General features: G+C 53.7%; 16 protein-coding genes. 6 read left to right on the forward strand and 10 right to left on the reverse strand.

Annotated features, from left to right (window positions below; translation table 11 throughout):
• Positions 1–207: 207 nt before the first annotated feature.
• From pqiC to rlmKL, 5 genes are read right to left on the reverse strand one after another with little or no spacing between them, the layout of a single operon-like run.
• The gene (gene pqiC / locus NXS97_RS06025) at positions 208–792 is read right to left on the reverse strand and encodes a membrane integrity-associated transporter subunit PqiC (protein WP_013025274.1); all 585 of its coding nucleotides are present in this window, start codon (positions 790–792) and stop codon (positions 208–210) included.
• A complete protein-coding gene (pqiB, locus tag NXS97_RS06030) occupies positions 789–2,432 on the reverse strand; it encodes an intermembrane transport protein PqiB (protein WP_259231801.1) in 1,644 nt (547 codons plus the stop codon). Before pqiB ends, pqiC begins: the two co-directional genes overlap by 4 nt.
• Positions 2,419–3,687, reverse strand: a complete 1,269-nt coding sequence (pqiA, locus tag NXS97_RS06035; protein ID WP_013025272.1) for a membrane integrity-associated transporter subunit PqiA — start codon at positions 3,685–3,687, stop codon at positions 2,419–2,421. The genes pqiB and pqiA overlap by 14 nt, the downstream gene beginning before the upstream one ends.
• A 16-nt stretch (positions 3,688–3,703) precedes the next feature.
• Complete coding sequence (locus tag NXS97_RS06040) at positions 3,704–5,623, reverse strand: ABC transporter ATP-binding protein (protein ID WP_013025271.1); 1,920 nt, start codon at positions 5,621–5,623, stop codon at positions 3,704–3,706.
• 5 nt (positions 5,624–5,628) lie between these two features.
• Positions 5,629–7,743 carry a bifunctional 23S rRNA (guanine(2069)-N(7))-methyltransferase RlmK/23S rRNA (guanine(2445)-N(2))-methyltransferase RlmL gene (gene rlmKL / locus NXS97_RS06045; RefSeq protein WP_013025270.1) on the reverse strand — a complete coding sequence of 705 codons (2,115 nt, stop codon included), beginning with the start codon at positions 7,741–7,743 and terminating at the stop codon, positions 5,629–5,631.
• A 109-nt stretch (positions 7,744–7,852) separates the two neighbouring features.
• On the opposite strand from rlmKL, the gene NXS97_RS06050 reads away from it, so the two are divergent.
• On the forward strand, positions 7,853–8,962 hold the full coding sequence (locus NXS97_RS06050; protein ID WP_015700639.1) for a YcbX family protein: 1,110 nt from the start codon (positions 7,853–7,855) through the stop codon (positions 8,960–8,962).
• A 1-nt stretch (position 8,963) separates the two neighbouring features.
• Here the strand turns inward: NXS97_RS06050 and NXS97_RS06055 are convergent, their stop codons facing one another.
• The 4 genes from NXS97_RS06055 to NXS97_RS06070 form a co-directional block, all read right to left on the reverse strand.
• Positions 8,964–9,506, reverse strand: a complete 543-nt coding sequence (locus NXS97_RS06055; protein WP_015700640.1) for a cell division protein ZapC — start codon at positions 9,504–9,506, stop codon at positions 8,964–8,966.
• Positions 9,507–9,647: 141 nt separating this feature from the next.
• Positions 9,648–10,658 carry a quinone-dependent dihydroorotate dehydrogenase gene (gene pyrD, locus NXS97_RS06060; RefSeq protein WP_029569847.1) on the reverse strand — a complete coding sequence of 337 codons (1,011 nt, stop codon included), beginning with the start codon at positions 10,656–10,658 and terminating at the stop codon, positions 9,648–9,650.
• Positions 10,659–10,792: 134 nt separating this feature from the next.
• Positions 10,793–12,094, reverse strand: a complete 1,302-nt coding sequence (locus tag NXS97_RS06065) for a flippase (RefSeq protein WP_013025266.1) — start codon at positions 12,092–12,094, stop codon at positions 10,793–10,795.
• 83 nt (positions 12,095–12,177) lie between these two features.
• Positions 12,178–13,158 (reverse strand): glycosyltransferase, encoded by a 981-nt coding sequence (locus NXS97_RS06070; protein ID WP_014606180.1) that lies wholly within the window; start codon positions 13,156–13,158, stop codon positions 12,178–12,180.
• Positions 13,159–13,911: 753 nt separating this feature from the next.
• On the opposite strand from NXS97_RS06070, the gene ssuE reads away from it, so the two are divergent.
• From ssuE to ssuB, 5 genes are read left to right on the forward strand one after another with little or no spacing between them, the layout of a single operon-like run.
• Complete coding sequence (gene ssuE / locus NXS97_RS06075; protein WP_013025264.1) at positions 13,912–14,463, forward strand: NADPH-dependent FMN reductase; 552 nt, start codon at positions 13,912–13,914, stop codon at positions 14,461–14,463.
• Positions 14,464–14,473: 10 nt separating this feature from the next.
• Positions 14,474–15,427 (forward strand): sulfonate ABC transporter substrate-binding protein, encoded by a 954-nt coding sequence (locus NXS97_RS06080; RefSeq protein ID WP_116219563.1) that lies wholly within the window; start codon positions 14,474–14,476, stop codon positions 15,425–15,427.
• Positions 15,428–15,437: 10 nt separating this feature from the next.
• A complete protein-coding gene (gene ssuD / locus NXS97_RS06085; RefSeq protein ID WP_014593339.1) occupies positions 15,438–16,586 on the forward strand; it encodes an FMNH2-dependent alkanesulfonate monooxygenase in 1,149 nt (382 codons plus the stop codon).
• Positions 16,587–16,596: 10 nt separating this feature from the next.
• Positions 16,597–17,388, forward strand: a complete 792-nt coding sequence (ssuC, locus tag NXS97_RS06090; protein WP_014606182.1) for an aliphatic sulfonate ABC transporter permease SsuC — start codon at positions 16,597–16,599, stop codon at positions 17,386–17,388.
• Positions 17,385–18,173 (forward strand): aliphatic sulfonates ABC transporter ATP-binding protein, encoded by a 789-nt coding sequence (ssuB, locus tag NXS97_RS06095; protein WP_015700642.1) that lies wholly within the window; start codon positions 17,385–17,387, stop codon positions 18,171–18,173. Before ssuC ends, ssuB begins: the two co-directional genes overlap by 4 nt.
• Positions 18,174–18,205: 32 nt before the next feature.
• On the opposite strand, the gene pepN is transcribed toward ssuB, so the two are convergent.
• Positions 18,206–20,821, reverse strand: a complete 2,616-nt coding sequence (pepN, locus tag NXS97_RS06100; RefSeq protein WP_013025260.1) for an aminopeptidase N — start codon at positions 20,819–20,821, stop codon at positions 18,206–18,208.
• Between the last annotated feature and the right edge of the window lie 153 nt (positions 20,822–20,974).

Consider the following 20,974-nt stretch of genomic DNA (forward strand, 5'->3'; position numbering starts at 1 on the left):
GACTAATAAATGTTCAGCCACCCTTTTGTTTTACTCGCTCTGTATGAAAAGATCAATGCGCAATATTCACGCCAATGTCACAAATGTGACCTGAAGTAGACATGAATTTTCTGTTTCGTGATGTAAGCCTATTGCTTTATCCACATGATTTATATAGAAACCCGATGTTATGTCAGAAAATAAGCTCTAACCGAAACAACAGGTTAACTACAAGCCCGTTCCTGTCGAATTCTCAGAGGCCACATTGCGGGCAATCTGTTGCGCAATTTGCTGCCAGCCCTGAGCAAGGGTTTTGACAAGGGCATCATAGCCATCTTCCTGCTGTGGCAACACCAGGTTGAAAGCCTGCTTTGTGAAGCGTCCCTGATGTTCCAGCGTCCACTGCCCGCTAATGACCGCTTTGCCGTCATAGCGTCCCTGGAAATCGTTGACCGTAATGTTCAGGGTGTCATGTTCCTGCCCCATTAACGTCTGGGTTACCAGCCGACCCGGTAACGCTTTGGTGAGATTGGTTATCATCGTTTGCTGTAGCTGCTGATCGAGCGGGCTGGCCCACAAATTGTTGGCGGCGATAACGTATTTAACATCGCTGGTTTGATACACCAGCCCATTACCCGCCAGATAGTCCGGAACCACAACCTGCTGTACCCATAAGGTCGGCTGTGCATTTGCCTCACTGCCGATCACCTGCATCGAGGCCGCCCCTGAGGGCAGCTGATAGTAAGTGGTATTGACCGTGCTGCTACAGGCACTCAGTGCGAGAGCGGCCAAAAAAACGAGTCCTTTTTTCATTGTTTTGCCCTCTTCGGCTGGGGATCCTGTCCCGGTTTTGCTTCAAACACTAACGCATTACTTTTGGCATTTAGCGTCTTCAGCACTGGCTGCAGTTCGCGCAGCACCTGATCAAGCCGTTGCATATCGCCCACCAGCTTGCTGTAGGCCGGTGAGCCAGGCTGCAGGCCTTTCATACTGCGGTTGAGCTCACGTAGCGTTTGCTGCGTCTCTTCCGGCAGCGTTTTCATCGCCGGACTGCTGGTTACAACGTTAATGTTGTCGATGGTACGTTGCAGATCGCGCAGAGTTTTCTGGCTCTCCTTCAGCGTTCCGGTGGCTTCCGACACCATATTGTTGAGCGGTAGACCGTTAATTTTATCCAGCGCAGCCATCAGTTTCTGCTGAATCTGGCTCAGGCCACCACTCACCGTCGGGATCACTTCATAACCCGCGACTTTATCTGGCCCTTTATAGGCAGGGGCATTGTCATAGAAGTCGATATCGACAAACAGCGCGCCAGACAACAGGTTGCCGGTTTTCAACGTTCCGCGCAGGCCACGTTTCTTACCGTCCTGCAGATGCTGCTCAAGATCGAAGTTTTCACCCAGACGGCTAATAAAGCGATCGGGTTCAATGCGAATCAACACCGGCACGCGGTAGTCATTATCCAGCGCCTGCGCAGTGCCCGCATTCATGAACGGCACCTCCGCAACGGTACCCAGACGAATGCCGCGGAATTCAACCGGCGCGCCCACCTGCAATCCACGAATCGAATCAGAGAAGAACATCAGATAGTCGATATGATTGGTATACAGTGAATCCTGAATACTGCGCTGATCGTCAAACAGGTGATATTCAGTCTGATTCTGCGCCGCCTTACCTAAATCCCAGCCGTCAGGCACGTCAAAGCTGACCCCGCCGCTAAAAAGCGTGGTGAGCGACCCCATTTCAACCCGCATGCCTGATGCCGACATATCCACCGCGATGCCGCTGTCTTTCCAGAAGCGCACATTCGTCGTCACCAGACGATCGTAAGGGGCGGCGACAAACAGCTGATAGGTCATCATGCGCTTATCGGTGTCGAAGCTGCTGGTTTCAACGGTGCCGACACGATAGCCGCGAAACAGCACCGGATCGCCAGCGTTAAGCTGCCCCGCTTTTTTGCTGTCGAGTGTAATACGAATACCCTTCGCATCAGGCGGCGCTAACGGCGGCGCATCCAGCAAGGTGTACTGATCCAGGGGATCTTTTTTGGTACCAGGCTGCAGCTCGATATAGGCACCAGACAGCAGCGTTCCTAAGCCCGTAATGCCTTCGCGACCGACCTGCGGCTTAACGACCCAAAATACGCTGTCACTGTGCAACAGCTTTTCCATACCTGAATTCAGTCGGGCTTTAATCTCAACGTGATGGAGATCGTCTGTGAGGACGGCACTCTCGACCACACCGACATTGACGCTGCGGCTTTTGATGGTGGTTTTCCCGGCTTCAATTCCCTCTGCGCTCTCGGTGATCAGCGTCACTTCCGGTCCCTGATGGCTAAAATGATAAAACAGAATCCAGCCGCCAATTAACAGCGTGACAATAGGGACGATCCATACCGGTGACCAGCGCTTAATCTGATCCACTTTGGCATGACCGTGATTATTTTCCGTCAAGATGCGGCTCCTTCATATTTTTCTCACCAGCACGATCCCAGGTTAAGCGCGGGTCAAACGTCATTGCTGCAATCATGGTCAGAATCACCACCAGCGCAAACAACACCGCTCCCCATGCCGGATACACTTTCATTAACTGTCCCATACGCACCAGCGCGGAGAGCACGGCAATCACAAAGACGTCGATCATTGACCAACGCCCAACAAACTCAACCACCTCATAGATCAGGTGCATTTTATGGCTGTCGCGCTGACCGCGTCCGCTGGCATCCCAGCACAGCCAGCCAATCGCCAGCATCTTCAGAGACGGAACCATAATACTGGCGATAAAAATCACCAGCGCGACCGGATAAGATCCATCGCCCCAAAGTAAAATTACCCCGGCCATGATGTTCGAGGGCATCGCCGATCCCAGCGTTTCGGTAATCATAATCGGCAGCAGATTGGCGGGCACATAAAGCATAACGGAGGTTATCAGCAGCGCCAGTGTCCACTGCAGGCTGTGTTTACGGCGGGCATCGGCAACCACGCCGCAGCGCGGACATTCCCGCTGTGTCACAGGTAATACCGCAGTGCAGCACGGACAGGAGCGCAGGCCCTGGGTTAATCCGCTTACGCCTGCCTGGGGCGCATGGGGTAAAGACGGCATCGCTTCAATACGATCCCACAGCCAGCGGCGATCCAGACACTGAAACGCGCGCAGTTGCAAAAGGCAAAACAGACACCAGGGCCAGAAGCTGGTTTCGAGGCCAATTTCGCCATAGGCCATGAGCTTGACGAAACTGACCAGCACCCCGGCCATGAAGATTTCTGCCATTCCCCAGTTGCGCATATGAAAAAGGATACGCGCCAGGCCCAGTTTCAGGCTGACGGGCATTTTCACCTGATTGACCAGCAGGACAATGGTGATCATACAAAAGGCGGGAATTCCCTGGACAAACAACAGGAACAGTGTGGCCAGGCTGGCGTAATCGTCGGCCACCATCACCCTGGGGATTTGCATCAGGCTGATCTGACTGGACAGCCCGGCGACTTTCATGGTGATAAACGGAAACAGATTGGCAAGCACCAGCATAAACAGCGCGGCCAGCGCGTAACCGGTCGGACGCTTACGCGGCTCCGACCAGTTGACGGTCAGGGAGGTATGGCAGCGCGGACAGGACGCTCGGCTGCCAACGGGAATGGCCGGCAGTTTTACCATTAAGTCGCACTGTGGACAGAGCATCCACGCGTTCGTTTTGTCTGCTGAACACATTCCCGCCCCTTAATGACTATGCGCCGTTTCTCATTGATTCCAGCTCTTCCCAACGCGCAAAGGCGGTTTCCAGCTGCTGTTCGACGTCAGCCAGTTCATCGAGCACCGGCTGCGTTTTATCGTGTGGCTGACTGAAAAAATCCGGATGACTCATTTTGGCCTGAAGCTCGCCAATACGCGCCTCTAACTGTTCCAGCTTTTGCGGTAACTGTTCCAGTTCACGCGTCAGGTTATAGCTTAGTTTGTTCGCGTTACGTTTGGCAGCGTCATTTTTCGCATCGGCAGGCTTGAGGGCACTATTTGTCCCCTTTGCTGAGCCCTGCACCTTTTGCTGTTTGTACGCTGCGCGCTGCTGCTGCGCATCGTGATAGCCGCCGACAAAGGTCCCTATCTCGCCGTTGCCTTCAAAAATCCAGCATTCGGTTACGGTGTTGTCAACGAACTGACGATCGTGACTGACCAGCAGCACGGTGCCCTGGTAACCGTCGATGAGCTCTTCCAGCAGCTCCAGCGTTTCCACATCAAGGTCATTGGTCGGTTCATCAAGGATCATCAGGTTACTGGGACGCAGGAACAGACGCGCCAGCAGCAGGCGGTTACGCTCCCCACCCGACAGCGCCCTGACCGGCGTCATCGCGCGTTTAGGATGGAACAGGAAATCCTGCAGATAGCCCAACACGTGACGCGGTTTACCATTGACCAGCACCTCTTGTTTGCCTTCCGCCAGGTTGTCCATCACGGTCCGATCGGGATCGAGTTCCGCACGGTGCTGGTCGAAATAGGCCACTTCAAGTTTGGTTCCGGAGTGCACACGACCGTGATCGGCCTTCAGCTGTTGCAGCATCAGACGCAGTAACGTGGTTTTACCACAGCCGTTCGGCCCAATCAGGGCGATCTTGTCCCCGCGCTGCACCTGGGCTGAGAAATCTTTCACCAGCTGCTTGCCGTCTACCGCGTAGTCCACGTTTTCCAGTTCAAAGACAATTTTGCCGGAGCGTGATGCTTCACCGACCTGCATATTGGCTTTGCCCATGACTTCACGGCGTTCTGAACGCTCGCGACGTAAGGCTTTTAACGCCCGAACGCGGCCTTCATTACGGGTTCGACGTGCTTTGATGCCCTGACGGATCCAGACTTCTTCCTGTGCCAGCTTGCGGTCAAACTCAGCATTTTGCATCTCTTCAACGCGCAGGGCTTCTTCTTTGCCTTCCAGATACGCGTCATAGTTACCCGGCCAGGAAACCAGCTTGCCACGATCCAGATCCACAATACGGGTGGCCATATTACGGATAAAAGAACGGTCGTGAGAGATAAAAACGATACTGCCGCTGAAGCTTTTCAGGAAGGTCTCCAGCCAGTCAATCGTTTCAATATCAAGGTGGTTGGTGGGCTCGTCCAGCATCAGTACGCGAGGATTACTGACCAGCGCGCGCCCCAGCGCGGCTTTACGCAACCAGCCACCGGACAGAGACGACAGTTCTGTGTCCGGCGACAGACCAATCTGCTGCAGCACGTCCATGATACGACTTTCCAGCTGCCACAAATTGTGATGATCCAGGATGCCCTGCAGACGCGCCATCTCATTGAGATTTTTATCACTGGGATCGTCCATCACCTGGTGCGAGATCGCATGGTAGGCTTTGAGATGCTCCGCCTGCTCTTCGACGCCCTCTGCCACAAAATCATAAACTGATCCGGTGATATTGCGCGGCGGATCCTGCTGGAGCCGCGCCACGACCAGATCGGTTTCATAAATGATGCGTCCGTCATCCAGCGGCTGCTCGCCGTTGATGATTTTCATCAGTGTGGATTTGCCCGCCCCGTTTCGGCCAACCAGACACACGCGCTCATTTTCTTCGATATGCAGTTCGGTATTGTCTAACAGAGGCGCATCGCTAAAAGACAGATAAGCGCCGTGGATACTAATCAATGACATGAAACTTATTCCTTACCAGCATGAGTGATCAGCCAGCAGTTATGAATTTGGCGATTACGCGCAAAATCCTGTGACAGGGTTTTCTGAGTGATGTCCTGAGCCTGGAGCCCCAATGCGTTAAGGCCATCCAGATCCATTTTGAAACCACGTTTATTATTCGAGAACATGATAGTACCGCCTTTACGCAACAGCCGTTTCAGGTTACGCATCAGCATCATATGATCGCGCTGCACATCAAAACTCTCTTCCATACGTTTTGAGTTAGAGAACGTGGGCGGATCGATAAAGATCAGATCGAAATTTTCGTCGCTCTCGTTCAGCCAGCTCAGGCAGTCGGCATGCAGCAGGCGATGCTGACGACCGGTGAGGCCGTTCAGCCGCAGGTTACGCTCTGCCCACTCCAGATAGGTACGCGACATATCCACGGTGGTGGTAGAGCGTGCGCCGCCCAGACCCGCATGCACGCTGGCAGAGCCGGTGTAAGCAAACAGGTTCAGGAAATCCTTGCCCTGACTCATCTGACCCAGCATCTTGCGGGCAATACGGTGATCGAGGAACAATCCCGTATCCAGATAGTCAGTCAGGTTCACCAGGAAACGGGCGTTAAATTCCTGCACTTCAAAATAGTCGCCCTTCTCACTCAGCTTTTGATACTGCGCTTTGCCCTTCTGACGTTCGCGCGTCTTGAGGATTAAGCGGTTTGACGGCAGCTCCAACACGCTCAGCGTGGCACTAATCACGTCAAACAGGCGCTGACGGGCTTTATTCGCGTCGATGGTTTTGGGTGGCGCATATTCCTGCACCACCACCCAGTCCGCATAGCGATCCACGGCCACATTATAGTCCGGCAGATCGGCGTCATAAATGCGGTAGCACTCAATACCTTCCTGGCGCGCCCACTTATCCAGCTTCTTGAGGTTTTTGCGCAAGCGGTTCGCGTAATCTTCAGCAATCTGATTACCGCGCTCAGCGCTGTTGGCCGACAGCTGATAGTTTTTCTGCACACAGTCCAGCGGGCCATTTTTGGCTTTGAACTGACGGTCGGCACGCAGTTGCAGACAGCTCAGTAGTTCGGGCGATGCGCTAAACAGCGACAGATTCCAGCCGGCGAAGTGCTGCTTCATCAACCGGCCGAGCTGGCTGTGCAGCGCAATAAGCGCAGGCTCACTTTCAAGACGTTCACCGTAAGGTGGGTTACTGAGCACCGTTCCCGTCACCTCAGTCTGAAGAGGATTCTGCAGCTTCAGCAAATCCTGTTGGCCAAAGGTGAACAGTTCAAAAACGCCGGCACGACGTGCATTCGCTTTTGCCCATTCCAGCACCCGGCCATTATTGTCATAACCAAAAAAGCGCGCCTGGCACGCCGCCGTCCCGGCACGGGCACGGGCCTGAGCATCGCTCTTGACCTCGCGCCACAGGCTTTCGTTAAAACCGGCCCATGCCGTGAAGCCCCACTGGTTACGCAGTAAACCCGGCGCGCGGTCGCAGGCCATCAGCGCAGCTTCGATCAGTAACGTGCCTGAACCACACATCGGATCGATGAGCGGCGTGGACGGCTGCCAGCCTGAACGCATCACAATCGCTGCGGCCAGGTTTTCTTTCAGCGGCGCCTGACCCGTTTGCTGACGATAGCCGCGCTGATGCAGGGCACTGCCGCTTAAGTCCAGAGCTATACTGGCGCGGTCGTCATCAAGCCAGACGTTAATACGAATATCGGCCTGTTCACGATCGACGTCCGGGCGTGCCAGGTTACGACGGGTAAAACTGTCGACAATCGCATCTTTGACGCGCAGCGCGCCAAACTGGCTATTACGGATCTCATCGTTGGTGCCATTAAAGTGCACCACGAAGGTTTTGTCGCTACCGAACATGGCGGGCCAGTCAATGCCCTGCACGCCCAGATAGAGATCGAGATCGCTGTAAACGCCGACCTCGGTCAGAGGCAGCAAAATACGCGAAGCCAGACGACTCCACATCAGGCTTTGGTACATTACGCGGTCATCGGCCTTAAAGTGAACGCCTCCCTGTACCACTTGCAAATCCTGCGCGCCCAGCGCGTCCAGCTCATTTTTTAACAGCTCTTCGAGCCCACGCGCCGTGCTGGCAAACAGAGAATTCATATCGTCACTTTTTTACTCTTGAGAAAATTGTTGCGCATTATAGCGAATCGCAGACCTATGTCATAAAGTTAGCTTCTTTTGTCTTGCGCGCCCGCTTCTGGAGACTTTCATGATCACGCTTTCCCGCTTATTTATCCATCCCGTAAAATCCATGCGCGGGTTGCAGGTCTCACATGCCTGGGCTGCCAGTAGCGGGTTAACCTATGACCGTATTTTTATGGTGACCGAACCTGACGGAACCTTTATTACGGCGCGTCAGTTTCCGGAGATGGTGCAGTTCACGCCGGCGATTACGCCAGACGGTCTGTTCTTACAGGCCCCCGACGGGAGCCAGTCACTCATTCGTTTTGCCGACTTTACCCATGCTGAGCAGCCCACGGAGGTCTGGGGCAATACGTTTACCTCACGAATCGCACCCGAGACGGTCAACCAGTGGCTGAGTGCGTTCTTTCCACGACCGGTGCAGCTACGCTGGGTCGGACCGCAGCCTTCGCGCCGCGTCAAACGTTTTACCGATGTGCCACTTGGCTTTGCCGATGGATATCCCTACCTGCTCGTGAACAGTGCTTCGCTGCAGGATTTACAGCAGCGCTGTCCCGCCAGCGTGCGAATCGAACAATTCAGGCCAAACCTGGTCGTGAGTGGCGCACCTGCGTGGGATGAAGACAGCTGGGCGGAGATCGCTATCGGTCAGGTTAATTTCGCCGTTCCAAAACCCTGTAGCCGCTGTGTTTTTACCACGATTGGCGTGGAAAGTGGTCAGAAGCATCCTGAGGGGCAACCTTTGACCACGCTGCAGGGCTTTCGGACAGCGCAGGACGGCAGCGGGGACATTGATTTTGGCCTGAATCTGATCGCGCTCAACAGCGGTATTATTCGCGCTGGCGACGCCGTCAAGATACTGAAACGCCAGTCGCCGCGCGCCTATGGTCCAGGAGAGGTGACTGAAACACTGAAACCGCAACGGCAACCCGCCGCGCAGGTAACCATCACCTGGCAGGGCCAGCGTTTCAGCGGTGATAATCAGCAGGTCTTACTTGAGCAGCTTGAAGCCCAGGGCTTTCGCATTCCCTATTCGTGTCGGGCGGGTCTGTGCGGCAGTTGTAAAATAACGCTGGTTGCGGGAAAGGTGAACGCCTTAAAGCAAAGCGCCATCCGTCACGATGGCACTATATTGAGTTGCAGCTGTATTCCTGCAAGCGATATCGAGGTGATCTGAATTACACCGCGCGCGCATAGCGCGTGGTTTTTTCCTGCTGGTGCGGTTGTAGCCGATCGTTCATCACTTTAATCGCATCGCCGAGCACCATCCCCTTGCCCGCCAGCGTCAGAGCGGGCTGTGCCAGTAAGCAGAGTGCGGCATTATCACCGTTTTCAACCACCAGCAGACGCGCCTGCTCGCCGCTGTCCGCCAGCGTCACCGCCACCATCTCACCCACCGCAGGCTGCATAGGCTGGCGGTGCGCGGAGAAATGCCAGCTTTTCGGCATCAGTGGCTTGAGGAAACGTGCGGCAACCAGCGCATTTAAAACCAGCTCGGCACGCTGGTCGCTGCTTAGCGGGCTTTGACGACACTTCTCTTCGAACGTGAAATAAAGAGCCGCATCGTCAACACAGAATCCGGATTCGGTGAAAGCATCGGGGGTCAGCATTTTACGTGCATAGCGGGAACGAAAAAGCATACCGTCAGCCAGATCGAGCATCATACGGTCGTGCTCTGCGTCGTAGAACCAACGCCATTTGTCATCGGGTTTAATTTTCATCATGTGCCCTGTATTTACCGCTGCGCTAAAGCTAAAAATCCATAAAATAAAAATGCATGCTGAAAAATCGTGCAACAGGACAAAATATAAACGAGCCGGAGGGATAAATAAACCCCCCGGCGCATTATTATGGCGAATGTCTTAGATATGGGTCACGATATCTTTAATTAAACCGGGTCCTTTATAAATAAAGCCAGAATAAATTTGAACCAACGTCGCGCCCGCTGCTATTTTTTCACGCGCAGCAGTAAGCGAATCAATACCGCCTACGCCAATAATGGGCAATCTTCCCTGTAACTCCTGCGACAGTCGCTGGATGACGGCGGTACTGCGCGACTGTACCGGACGACCACTTAATCCACCGATTTCTTCGCCATATTTCAGGCCCTTTACCAGAGAACGATCGAGCGTGGTATTGGTCGCAATGACACCATCAATTTGGTGACGTATTAAACTGTCGGCAACCTGGATCAATTCGTCTTCAGAAAGATCCGGCGCGATCTTAACAGCCACCGGCACATATTTGAGATGCCGTTTTTCCAGATCTTTCTGTTTGGCTTTTATGGAAATGAGCAGATCGTCCAGCGCCTCACCATATTGTAACGAGCGTAAACCCGGCGTATTGGGTGATGAAATATTGATCGCGATATAACCGGCGTGCGCGTACACCTTCTCCATACAGATCAGATAATCGTCTTTTCCCTGCTCCACGGGTGTGTCTTTATTTTTGCCAATATTGATCCCGAGTACGCCTTTAAAGCGGGATTTTTTTACGTTTTCAACCAGGTTATCAACGCCGAGATTATTAAATCCCATGCGGTTAATAATCCCTTCGGCTTCCACTAAGCGAAACATGCGTGGCTTGTCATTGCCCGCCTGCGCGCGCGGCGTGACTGTTCCGACCTCCACAAAGCCGAACCCCATTGCCCCAAATGCATCAATACACTCGGCGTTTTTATCCAGGCCCGCCGCCAGGCCAAGAGCATTGTCGAAGGTCAGCCCCATGCAGGTAACCGGACGCGAGGGTAAAGGCTGGCGAATGATCATTTCCAGCGGCGTGCCGCTCATAAAGCGTAATTGCTGAAAGGTGAGATGGTGCGCACGTTCAGGATCGAGCCTGAACAACGCCGGTCGGACAATTGAGTAAAACATGCACTCTCCTGGAAGACGGAAGCGATGGTGAAAATCAGTGCACGGGAAATTGTGCGCCAGAATGGTAAGGTGCTCTGGCGCAAAAGTAAATCGCGGGGCGCTAAGTCGGAAGACTGTTTAAAGTCGTTTTGATCTTACACAACGGAATCGTTTGCTGTACGGGAATTCAGCCTGTCCGGGAAAGCATAGTCGCGCCAGATGTTATGCCGCACCATAATGCCGAAGATACCAATACAGACCAGCACCTCGGCCAGCACCATCGACCAGGCCGCACCGATGGCCCCAAACTTCCATGCCAGCAGACAGCACACCGGGACGTTAACCACCCCCGCAACCATCATTACCATCATACGTTGCCGCGCCAGTCCATGCGGAATCAAAATCTGCAGGCCCGCCGGATAGGCAATATTGCCAAACAGGAAGCAGAGTACAAAGACGCGCAGCACATCCGCTGATGGCAGGAAGTCTTTCCCTAACAGCAGTGCGACAACCTCATCGGCAAACAGCCAGGTGAAGATCACGATAGAGAGGCTCAACGCAAACGACAGCATCAGGCTTTTGCGCGTCGCCGCCACTGCGGCGGCTTTATCACGCCCAAATAAGTGGCTTACGCGGGGGAAAAACGCGCTACCAATCTGCTCCGGCACCGAGTTGGCGGCCTTGCGCAGCCTGTCCGCACCGTTATAGATCCCCACCATATAGTGCGAGGTAAACGACGCCAGAATCACGACGTTTACGCTGTTAAACAGATTGGCACCTGCGATGGCAATAAAGACATCGGCACTGTCGGTAATGCGCTGTTTGATTTCGCGTGGTTCAAAGCGATACGCGCCAATCACCTTCATTTCCAGCACAAACTTCAGCGTAATGATGGCATTGATGATCGATACCGCGCCCGGTATCAACGCAGCCAGCCAGGTATCGTCCGGCGTTTTAACCAGTAGGAACGTGAGCGGAATGGCACAAAAGTTACCAAAAGTGGCAATCACTGCGGTTTTGCCCAGCTTTTCGAAGCCCTGCATTAACCAACCAAACGAAAACAGTGAGCCGATTAAGGTGGTGCAGTTGGCCAGAATAATAAAGAACAGCGAATGCCAGGACGGATTAAACCACGTCGCAGTGAGTAACGTACCGCTGGTAACCAGTAACAGCATCAGCTTGGCGTTAAAGGTGGACCAAAAAAGCTGGGTAACACGTGCCTTATCGTCACGGTGATGGGCAATGTCCTTAGTGGTAAAAACATTGAATCCCCAGTCGGAGATGGTACTGCAGTAAAGGACGCAGGCAATCGCCAGCGCCAGAATCCCCATATGGTCCACCCCCAGCACGCGCGCCAGATAGGGGAGCGTCGCCAGCGGAAACAGGAACGAGGCTCCCCGGTACGCCAGCAAAGATAAGATATTCACTACTAAACTTTTATCGAGCACTTTTGCCATGTCGCAACAACCTTATACACATTGCATGTCTCACCTTCTCATTTCGCTCAGGTGCAAACAACATCAGGTCCCATTTTTAGGAATTACGGAACGCGTTTGAGTTCTTTCTTCACTTTATGGCTTTGCAATAAAATGAAGGTTTCCGGACGGTTAAGCAGCAGCCATTCTTTGAGGCTGCCGGCTTTAATTCGGCGCCCCAGATATCGAATCGCATTGAGCACATATTCCGGTACAGGCGTTTGATTGTAGAGCGACAGATAGATCATTAAACGGAAGGAGTGAATAAGGTAAGCTTTTTCCAGCGCCTTTTTTAATTCACTTTGGGTCTGTGCACAACATAAGGTGTCATAGGTAGCAATAAACGCATTGTAACGTTGGGCGAAAAAAGAAGGACTTTTACTGCTGTTAGTCAGTGATCCAACGCGGATACGCTGTTTGTAATACGTCTGGCGAGTGACCCATGCCTGTTGGCAATGCATAAATACCGATAAGGTAAATTTGTGATCTTCATGCACGCGATCGACGAAGCGCAAATGATGCTGCTGGATAACGGTTTTTCTTACCACATAATTCCAGGCCGCCGACGTATAGGAGCCATTATGCAGCAAACTTAGCAGGACATCCTGTGGCTTCTGAATGCCGGTCAGGTTATGCCTGACTTTAGGCCACGTCACGTCCGGTTTGTCTTCGCGGTAAGCGCTGGAATTAAAACAAAATAAATCGGTATCGGGATAATTGTCGACAACCTGGGCCAGCTCATTGACGAATCCTTCCACCACCACATCATCCGGGTCGCAAAAGAAAACGAACTGCCCTTCAGCGACCTCAACGCCTTTATCACGCGCATTACCTGCGCCACCGTTGGCAATAGTGATCAGTTTCACCTGAGGAAGATGGCCATAGTGCTGTTCAATTAACGCCACGGTTCCATCGGTAGAACTGTCGTTAACAATGATAATTTCGTTTGGCGCGCTAATTTGTCTTAATAATGAATCCACACATTCGACAATATATTTTTCAACATTGTAAGTGGGAATAATGACCGATAACAGGATGTCAGACATACAGGTTTTCTCTGCTGTTAGAAAAGGACAAATAAATCCACCAGCCCGAGACAGGCACTGACCAAAGGCAAATAGTAATTTTAAAATAACAGGCGCTTACATTGAGCAGAGACATTTTACTGCCTGAATGACTAAAATGCCTGCCTCAATCTCAACAGGGTCCGAATGTGACAAAAACCATGGTTAGAAAATCTGAAGAATAGCTCGCTGATAATCATCTCCCCGTTGAGGAACCATTTAGGCACGGCCGTCTGTTCAGGGGGTTTACAGGCCGGACATCTGTAACTAAAAATGAATTGTTGTTAAAAACTTCGCCAGACTGCTGCGCTTAACACGCACCGCCTGATGCAACTATTCCTAATCCCCTCTCGCCATCGCGTTAAATAACGTTGAATTTTAATTCTTTTTTCTTTTTCCTTCCTCATGTGAATTTAAAAAAGCGAAAGGCGTGTTTTTCGTTTCACCTGAATGTTTCACTTTTCTGATACTCAAGTAACCAAATGTACGGATTTCCGGGTTTAAACGAATTTTATTCACACGGATTAATGTATCGACTCGCCCGTCCTGGCGTTTTTAAGATTTGTCGCATCAGGTCTTTCTCAGAGACGCGGCGCTCTCGCTTCAGGCCTTTTGCCGGTTTTCACCTTTAGATTGTCAGAAAAATCATTTAAGCCGTGCCGTCGCCTCTGCCAGGATGAAAGCATCAGTTCTCAACAAAAGATAATCAATAACTTTCAGTTATAAGGAGTCGTAATGAGAGTGCTCACCCTGGCAGGTAGTCCGAGATTTCCTTCACGGTCCACATCGTTATTAGCGCTGTGCCAGCGCAAACTGGAAGCATCCGGTGTTGAGGTTATTCCCTGGAATATTCATAACTTTCAGCCTGAGGATCTGATCAACGCCCGCTTCGATTCCCCGGCTATTCTCGCCCTGAGCGAAGACCTGGCTCAGGCTGATGGCCTGGTCATTGCCACGCCGGTTTATAAGGCGTCTTTCTCGGGCGCGCTAAAAACCGTTTTGGATCTGTTACCTGAACGCGCGCTGGCCCACAAAGTGGTGCTGCCGTTAGCCAGCGGGGGCAGCGCTGGCCATATGCTGGCCCTGGATTACGCACTCAAGCCCGTATTAAACGCCCTGAAAGCCGAAGAAGTGCTTCATGGTGTTTACGCCGAAGATAAACAAATTCATCACTATGATCGCCAGCCGGAACTGGATCCGGTACTGGCTACCCGTCTGGAGGAAGCGGTGCACACGTTCTGGCTGGCGCTGTCCCGACGTCATCAGCCCGTTGCCCTGGCTGTGTAAGGAAACAATGATGAAACGAATAATCAGCGCGTGGTTAATGGCAGGGATGTTCGTGGCAGGCGCACAGGTGAATGCCGCAGAACCCGCCCCTGCACAGGTTCGCATCGGCTATCAAAAAGGATCGGTCAGTATGGTGCTGGCCAAGGAGCATCAGCTGCTGGAGAAGCGTTTCCCTGCTACCCGTATTCAATGGATCGAATTCCCGGCCGGACCGCAAATGCTGGAAGCGCTGAACGTTAACAGTATTGATATTGGCAGCACCGGTGACATTCCGCCTATTTTCGCCCAGGCAGCCGGGGCGGATTTGCTGTATATCGGCTCAGAGCCGCCTAAGCCGAAAGCTGAGGTCATCCTGGTCAGCCAGAACAGTCCGTTGAAGTCGGTTGCCGATCTCAAAGGCAAAAAGGTGGCGTTCCAAAAGGGTTCCAGCTCGCACAATCTGCTGTTGCGTGCGCTGGAAGAAGCGGGTCTCAGTATCAAAGATATCCAGCCGGTTTATCTGACGCCAGCCGATGCGCGCGCCGCTTTCCAGCAGGGTAACGTGGACGCCTGGGCAATATGGGACCCCTACTATTCTGCCGTACTGCTTCAGGGCAATGTCCGCGTGTTGAAAGACGGCACCACGCTGAACCAGACGGGGCCGTTCTACCTTGCAACCCGCCATTTTGCGCAGGAACACAATGACTTCGTCTTAGCGACGTTAAAAGCCTTTAGTGATGCCGAAGCCCTGACGCGTAGCGAACGTAACCAGAGTATTCATCTGCTTTCGACATCGATCGGTCTGCCTGAGGCCGTCATTGCCAGCAACCTGGACCACCGTCCACCCAGCCCGGTCAGTCCGGTCAGTGCGCGCACGGTTGCTATGCAGCAGAAAACCGCCGATCTGTTTTATGCCAATCATCTGATTCCCGTAAAAGTATCGATTGCCGAGCGCATCTGGCATCCCCAGGCCGTGACGCAATAAGGAGAGAAAAATGAGTGTTTCTGTATTCTGGTTCCTTCCAACCCATGGTGACGGCCATTATCTTGGCACGGCTGAGGGCGCGCGTCCGGTTGATCATGCCTATTTACAACAGGTTGCCCAGGCTGCCGATCGTCTGGGATTTGGCGGCGTACTGATCCCTACCGGGCGTTCCTGCGAGGATGCCTGGCTGGTGGCCGCATCGCTGATCCCCGTTACGCAGCGTCTGCGCTTCCTTGTCGCGCTGCGTCCTGGCGTGATTTCCCCCACCCAGGCGGCGCGCCAGGCTGCAACGCTCGATCGTCTTTCCAACGGACGCGCGTTGTTCAACCTGGTGACCGGGGGCGATCCCGAGGAACTGGCCGGTGATGGCGTCTTTCTTGACCACCGTGAGCGCTATGCAGAATCGGCCGAATTTACCCGCGTCTGGCGCCGCGTGCTGGAAGGCGAAACGGTGGATTACGAAGGCAAGCACGTGCATGTACGAGGTGCGCGTCTGATGTTTAAGCCGGTACAGCAGCCTCGTCCGCCGCTGTGGTTCGGGGGTTCGTCAGAGCCCGCTCAGGATCTGGCTGCCGAACAGGTCGATGTTTATCTGACATGGGGCGAACCCCCTGCACTGGTGAAAGAAAAAATTGAGCAGGTGCGGGCGAAAGCCGCAGCACAGGGCCGAAAAGTCCGGTTTGGCATCCGGCTGCATGTCATCGTGCGAGAAACCAATGAGGAAGCCTGGCAGGCAGCCGATAAGCTGATCGCGAATGTGGATGATGCCACCATCGCCAAAGCGCAAAGTGCCTTTCAGCGCACCGACTCGGTAGGCCAACAGCGCATGGCCGCCCTGCACGGCGGACGCCGCGATAAACTGGAAATCAGCCCCAACCTTTGGGCTGGCGTTGGGCTGGTGCGCAGCGGGGCAGGCACCGCGCTGGTTGGCGATGCGCCTACCGTAGCGGCTCGCATGAAAGAGTACGAAGCCCTGGGCATTGAAACCTTTATTCTCTCTGGTTATCCGCATCTGGAAGAGGCTTATCGCGTCGGCGAGCTGCTGTTCCCCCATCTGGATCTGGCTATTCCCCAGATTCCCCAGCCTCGTGTTGTTCAGGCGCACGGTGAAGCGGTCGCCAATGATTTTACACCAGAGAAAAAAGCCGCGCGGGCCTGAGGAGATAACGATGACCAGACTACGTCAATCCTTCTCAGCGGCGCTGGTGCCCTGGCTGCTGCCGGTGTTACTGGTGGTGGTCTGGCAAGTTGCGTCACAGACCGGCTGGTTGTCCAGCCGTATCCTGCCAGCGCCGGAAAAGATTGTGACGACCTTTTGGCAGTTGGCTGTCAGCGGAGAGCTCTGGCAGCATCTCGCCATCAGCAGCTGGCGAGCGTTGCTTGGCTTTAGCATTGGCGGATCGCTCGGCCTGGTACTGGGATTAATTACCGGCACTTCGCGACTGGGTGAGCGTTTGCTGGATACCTCACTGCAAATGTTACGTAACGTGCCCCATCTTGCGCTGATCCCATTGGTCATTCTGTGGTTTGGCATTGATGAGTCAGCCAAAATTTTTCTGGTGGCGCTGGGTACGCTGTTTCCCATCTACCTGAATACCTATCACGGTATTCGTAATGTGGATCGTGGGCTGGTTGAGATGGCCCGTAGCTACGGCTTATCCGGCTGGAGCCTGTTTGTTCAGGTGATCTTACCGGGTGCGTTACCGAGCATCATGGTGGGCGTCCGCTTTGCTTTAGGGTTGATGTGGCTGACCCTGATCGTCGCCGAGACAATTTCGGCTAACGCAGGGATTGGCTATCTGGCCATGAATGCCCGTGAATTTCTGCAAACCGATGTGGTGATGGTCGCCATTATTCTTTATGCCCTGCTGGGAAAACTGGCTGATGTCAGCGCACTGCTGCTGGAACGCGTCTGGTTACGCTGGCATCCGGCCTATCAACGTCAGGAGAAAACAGCATGATAAACTCCGCCAGCCCGGCGCGTCTGAATGCGGGTACCCCCGTAGGTGTGAAGGGCGTCAGTAAAAAATACGGTGAACGCACCATTCTGAATCATATCGATCTGCATATTCCTTCCGGCCAGTTTGTTGCCGTAGTCGGCCGCAGCGGCTGCGGTAAAAGCACCCTGCTGCGTCTGCTGGCCGGTCTGGAAAGCACGACCCAGGGCGAGTTGCTGGCAGGCAATGCGCCGCTGCAGACCGCACGTGAAGAAACCCGGTTAATGTTCCAGGATGCGCGACTGCTGCCGTGGAAAAAAGTGATTGATAACGTCGCTCTCGGCCTGCGTGGCAAGGCATGGCGTAAAGCCGCCCTGGAGGCGCTGGAAGCGGTAGGCCTGGCGGACAGAGCGCAAGACTGGCCTGCCGCTTTATCCGGTGGACAGAAACAGCGCGTGGCACTGGCCCGGGCGTTAATTCACCGTCCCGGCCTGCTGTTGCTGGATGAGCCTCTGGGTGCGCTGGACGCCTTAACGCGAATCGAGATGCAGGAGCTCATCGAATCGCTGTGGCAGCAGTACCACTTCACGGTTCTGTTGGTCACGCACGATGTCAGTGAAGCGGTCGCGATGGCTGATCGGGTATTACTGATAGAGGAAGGCCAGATAGGACTGGATTTGCAGGTCGATTTGCCCCGGCCACGGCGAAGAGGCTCGGCGCGTCTGGCAGAGCTGGAAGCCGAAGTGTTGGATCGGGTGATGCGCCGCGGCGCGGCAGAAAAGCCTCCCCGCTACGCGCAACAGCGTTAAAGAAACGGCGGGCATTTGCCCGCCGTTTCTTATCAGGCATTCAGTGCCTTAGTGATTTTCTCGTACAGATCGCCCGACAGTTTATCCAGTCCTTGTAACTGTTCCAGCGCCTGGCGCATCAGCGCCTGACGGTGGGCATCGTAACGTTTCAGACGAATTAATGGCTCAATCATACGCGAAGCCACCTGCGGATTGCGGGTGTTCAGATCCGTCAGCATCTCCACCAGGAAACGATATCCGCTGCCGTCTTCGGCGTGGAAGGCGGAAGGATTACCCGAAGCAAAAGCGCCAATCAGTGAACGGATGCGATTCGGGTTGCCCATACTGAAGGAACGATGTGACAGTAAACGGCGCACGTTGAGTAAGGCATTCTGCGCCGGGCTGGTAGCCTGCAACATAAACCATTTGTCCATGACCAGGCCATCCTTGTGCCAGCGCTCATCATAGTCGGCTAACAGCGCATCACGGCAGGGTAACTGTGCCGCCACCGCAGCGGAGAGTGCCGCCAGGGAATCCGTCATGTTATTGGCATGGTGGTATTGCGCCTGCACCAGTTTATCCGCCAGATCCATATCACCAAACGCCAGATAGTACAGACAGATGTTCTTCAGCGAACGTTTGCCGATTTCCGCATGATCAACGTGGTACTCCGCCTGCTGATTGGCGTTATAAACGGCAAAGAATTCATCTGCCAGTTCCCGCGCCAGGGTACGAACCAGAGCTTCGCGCACCAGTGCAATTGCCTGAGGATCGATAATCTCAAACAGTTCGGCGATTTCGTTTTCGCCAGGCAGCGACAGAATCAGAGCGGTCAGCGCCGGATCGCTGTTGGCATCCAGCAGCACCGTGCGAAAGGCATCAGCGACATGCAACGGCAGCGACAGATGCTGGCCCTGCTGATGGCGCGCGACATTGAGGCGCAGGTAGGTTGCCAACAGACTTTGCGCCGCGTCCCAACGTGAAAAATCGTTGCTTGCATGACGCATCAGGAACGTCAGCTGCGCGTCGCTCCACTTGTAGTCGAGCTTCACTGGCGCGGAAAACTCACGCAGCAGCGATGGCACCGGCTGGAAGTAAACGTTGTCAAAAATAAAGGTCTGGAACTCTTCCGTTACGTTCAACACGTTATGCACCGGATGACCGTTGTGCTGCAACGGAATGACCTTACCCTGTCCGTCATACAGTTCGATGTCCAGAGGGATATGCAGAGGCAGTTTCTCTTTCTGCTCGGTCGTCGGCGGCGTGTGCTGCGTCACGTGAAGCGTGTACTGCTCCAGTTCCGGATTGTAGTCATCACGTACCGAGAGCGTAGGTGTACCTGACTGACTGTACCAGCGACGGAACTGGGAAAGATCAACGTTAGACGCGTCTTCCATGGCCTGAACGAAATCATCACAGGTCGCCGCGCTACCGTCATGACGTTCGAAATAGAGCTGCATGCCCTTCTGGAAATTCGCTTCGCCCAGCAAGGTGTGCATCATACGGATCACTTCTGATCCCTTTTCATACACCGTCAAGGTGTAGAAGTTGTTCATCTCAATAACCTGATCCGGGCGGATCGGGTGCGCCATCGGGCTGGCGTCCTCGGCAAACTGCGCGCCGCGCATAATACGCACATTATCGATTCGGTTTACCGCACGCGATCCCAGGTCGGAACTGAACTCCTGATCGCGAAACACGGTCAGTCCCTCTTTCAGGCTCAGCTGGAACCAGTCGCGACAGGTCACACGGTTACCGGTCCAGTTGTGGAAATATTCATGACCGATGACCGCCTCAATCCCCAGATAATCTTTATCGGTGGCGGTTTCGGCTTTGGCCAGCACGTATTTGGAGTTAAAAACGTTAAGCCCTTTATTCTCCATGGCCCCCATGTTGAAGAAGTCCACCGCAACAATCATAAAGATGTCGAGGTCATACTCCAGGCCGAAACGCTCCTCATCCCACTTCATGCTGTTCTTTAATGACGTCATCGCCCAGTCGGCACGATCCAGATTGCCGCGATCGACGAAGATCTCCAACGCCACATTCCGACCCGAACGCGTAGTAAAGCTGTCACGCAGCACGTCAAAATCGCCCGCGACCAGCGCAAACAAATAACAGGGCTTAGGAAACGGATCCTGCCACTTCACCCAGTTACGGCCCTTGTCGTCCTGACCGCTGTCAATGCGATTTCCGTTAGACAGCAGGAAAGGATAACGGCTGCCGTCGGCAATGACGGTGGTCGTGAAGCGCGCCAGCACGTCGGGGCGATCTAAATACCAGGTAATATGCCGAAAGCCTTCGGCTTCACACTGGGTACAGAGCGCTTCACCGGATTTGTATAAGCCTTCAAGGGCACTGTTACGATCGGGATGAATGTCATTGACGATTTTCAGCGTAAAGCTGTCCGGTAACTGGCTGAGCACCAGGCAACCCGCCTCTTCACGCCAGGCCGCCCAGGCCTGTCCATCCACTTCCAGCGAGATCAGCGTCAGATCTTCGCCGTCCAGACGCAGTTCAGCCTGGCTGTCTCCCTGACGCTTAACCTGACTCACCGCCGTCACCCGCGTGGTGCTTTCATCGAGTTCAAAGGTTAAATCGATATCGGTGATGGTGTAGTCTGGTGCACGATAATCGTGTCGATATTTTATTTGTGGCTGCTGCGTCATATTCCGTCCCGCATTAAGTAGTTATTCATCAACGTCTTTGCATTATTCACTCAAGTATAAGCCCTACGCGTCAAACGTCTAAGCATGATGCGCCGAGCTTAGCATGCACAACGTGCACATCAGGTAAAATGGCTACAATTTGTTAACAATGAC

The sequence above is a fragment of the Pantoea sp. B623 genome (assembly GCF_024814475.1).
Classification (GTDB): Bacteria; Pseudomonadota; Gammaproteobacteria; order Enterobacterales; family Enterobacteriaceae; genus Pantoea; species Pantoea ananatis.

Excerpts from the sequence above, each read along its gene's own strand:
- ssuD (WP_014593339.1), top strand. The coding sequence starts at position 15,438 with ATGAGTGTTTCTGTATTCTGGTTCCTTCCAACCCATGGTGACGGCCAT.
- NXS97_RS06050 (WP_015700639.1), top strand. The coding sequence starts at position 7,853 with ATGATCACGCTTTCCCGCTTATTTATCCATCCCGTAAAATCCATGCGC.
- rlmKL (WP_013025270.1), bottom strand. The coding sequence starts at position 7,743 with ATGAATTCTCTGTTTGCCAGCACGGCGCGTGGGCTCGAAGAGCTGTTA.
- pqiC (WP_013025274.1), bottom strand. The coding sequence starts at position 792 with ATGAAAAAAGGACTCGTTTTTTTGGCCGCTCTCGCACTGAGTGCCTGT.
- pepN (WP_013025260.1), bottom strand. The coding sequence starts at position 20,821 with ATGACGCAGCAGCCACAAATAAAATATCGACACGATTATCGTGCACCA.
- ssuE (WP_013025264.1), top strand. The coding sequence starts at position 13,912 with ATGAGAGTGCTCACCCTGGCAGGTAGTCCGAGATTTCCTTCACGGTCC.
- NXS97_RS06040 (WP_013025271.1), bottom strand. The coding sequence starts at position 5,623 with ATGTCATTGATTAGTATCCACGGCGCTTATCTGTCTTTTAGCGATGCG.
- ssuC (WP_014606182.1), top strand. The coding sequence starts at position 16,597 with ATGACCAGACTACGTCAATCCTTCTCAGCGGCGCTGGTGCCCTGGCTG.
- NXS97_RS06080 (WP_116219563.1), top strand. The coding sequence starts at position 14,474 with ATGAAACGAATAATCAGCGCGTGGTTAATGGCAGGGATGTTCGTGGCA.
- pqiA (WP_013025272.1), bottom strand. The coding sequence starts at position 3,687 with ATGTGTTCAGCAGACAAAACGAACGCGTGGATGCTCTGTCCACAGTGC.
- NXS97_RS06070 (WP_014606180.1), bottom strand. The coding sequence starts at position 13,158 with ATGTCTGACATCCTGTTATCGGTCATTATTCCCACTTACAATGTTGAA.
- NXS97_RS06055 (WP_015700640.1), bottom strand. The coding sequence starts at position 9,506 with ATGAAAATTAAACCCGATGACAAATGGCGTTGGTTCTACGACGCAGAG.
- ssuB (WP_015700642.1), top strand. The coding sequence starts at position 17,385 with ATGATAAACTCCGCCAGCCCGGCGCGTCTGAATGCGGGTACCCCCGTA.
- NXS97_RS06065 (WP_013025266.1), bottom strand. The coding sequence starts at position 12,094 with ATGGCAAAAGTGCTCGATAAAAGTTTAGTAGTGAATATCTTATCTTTG.
- pyrD (WP_029569847.1), bottom strand. The coding sequence starts at position 10,658 with ATGTTTTACTCAATTGTCCGACCGGCGTTGTTCAGGCTCGATCCTGAA.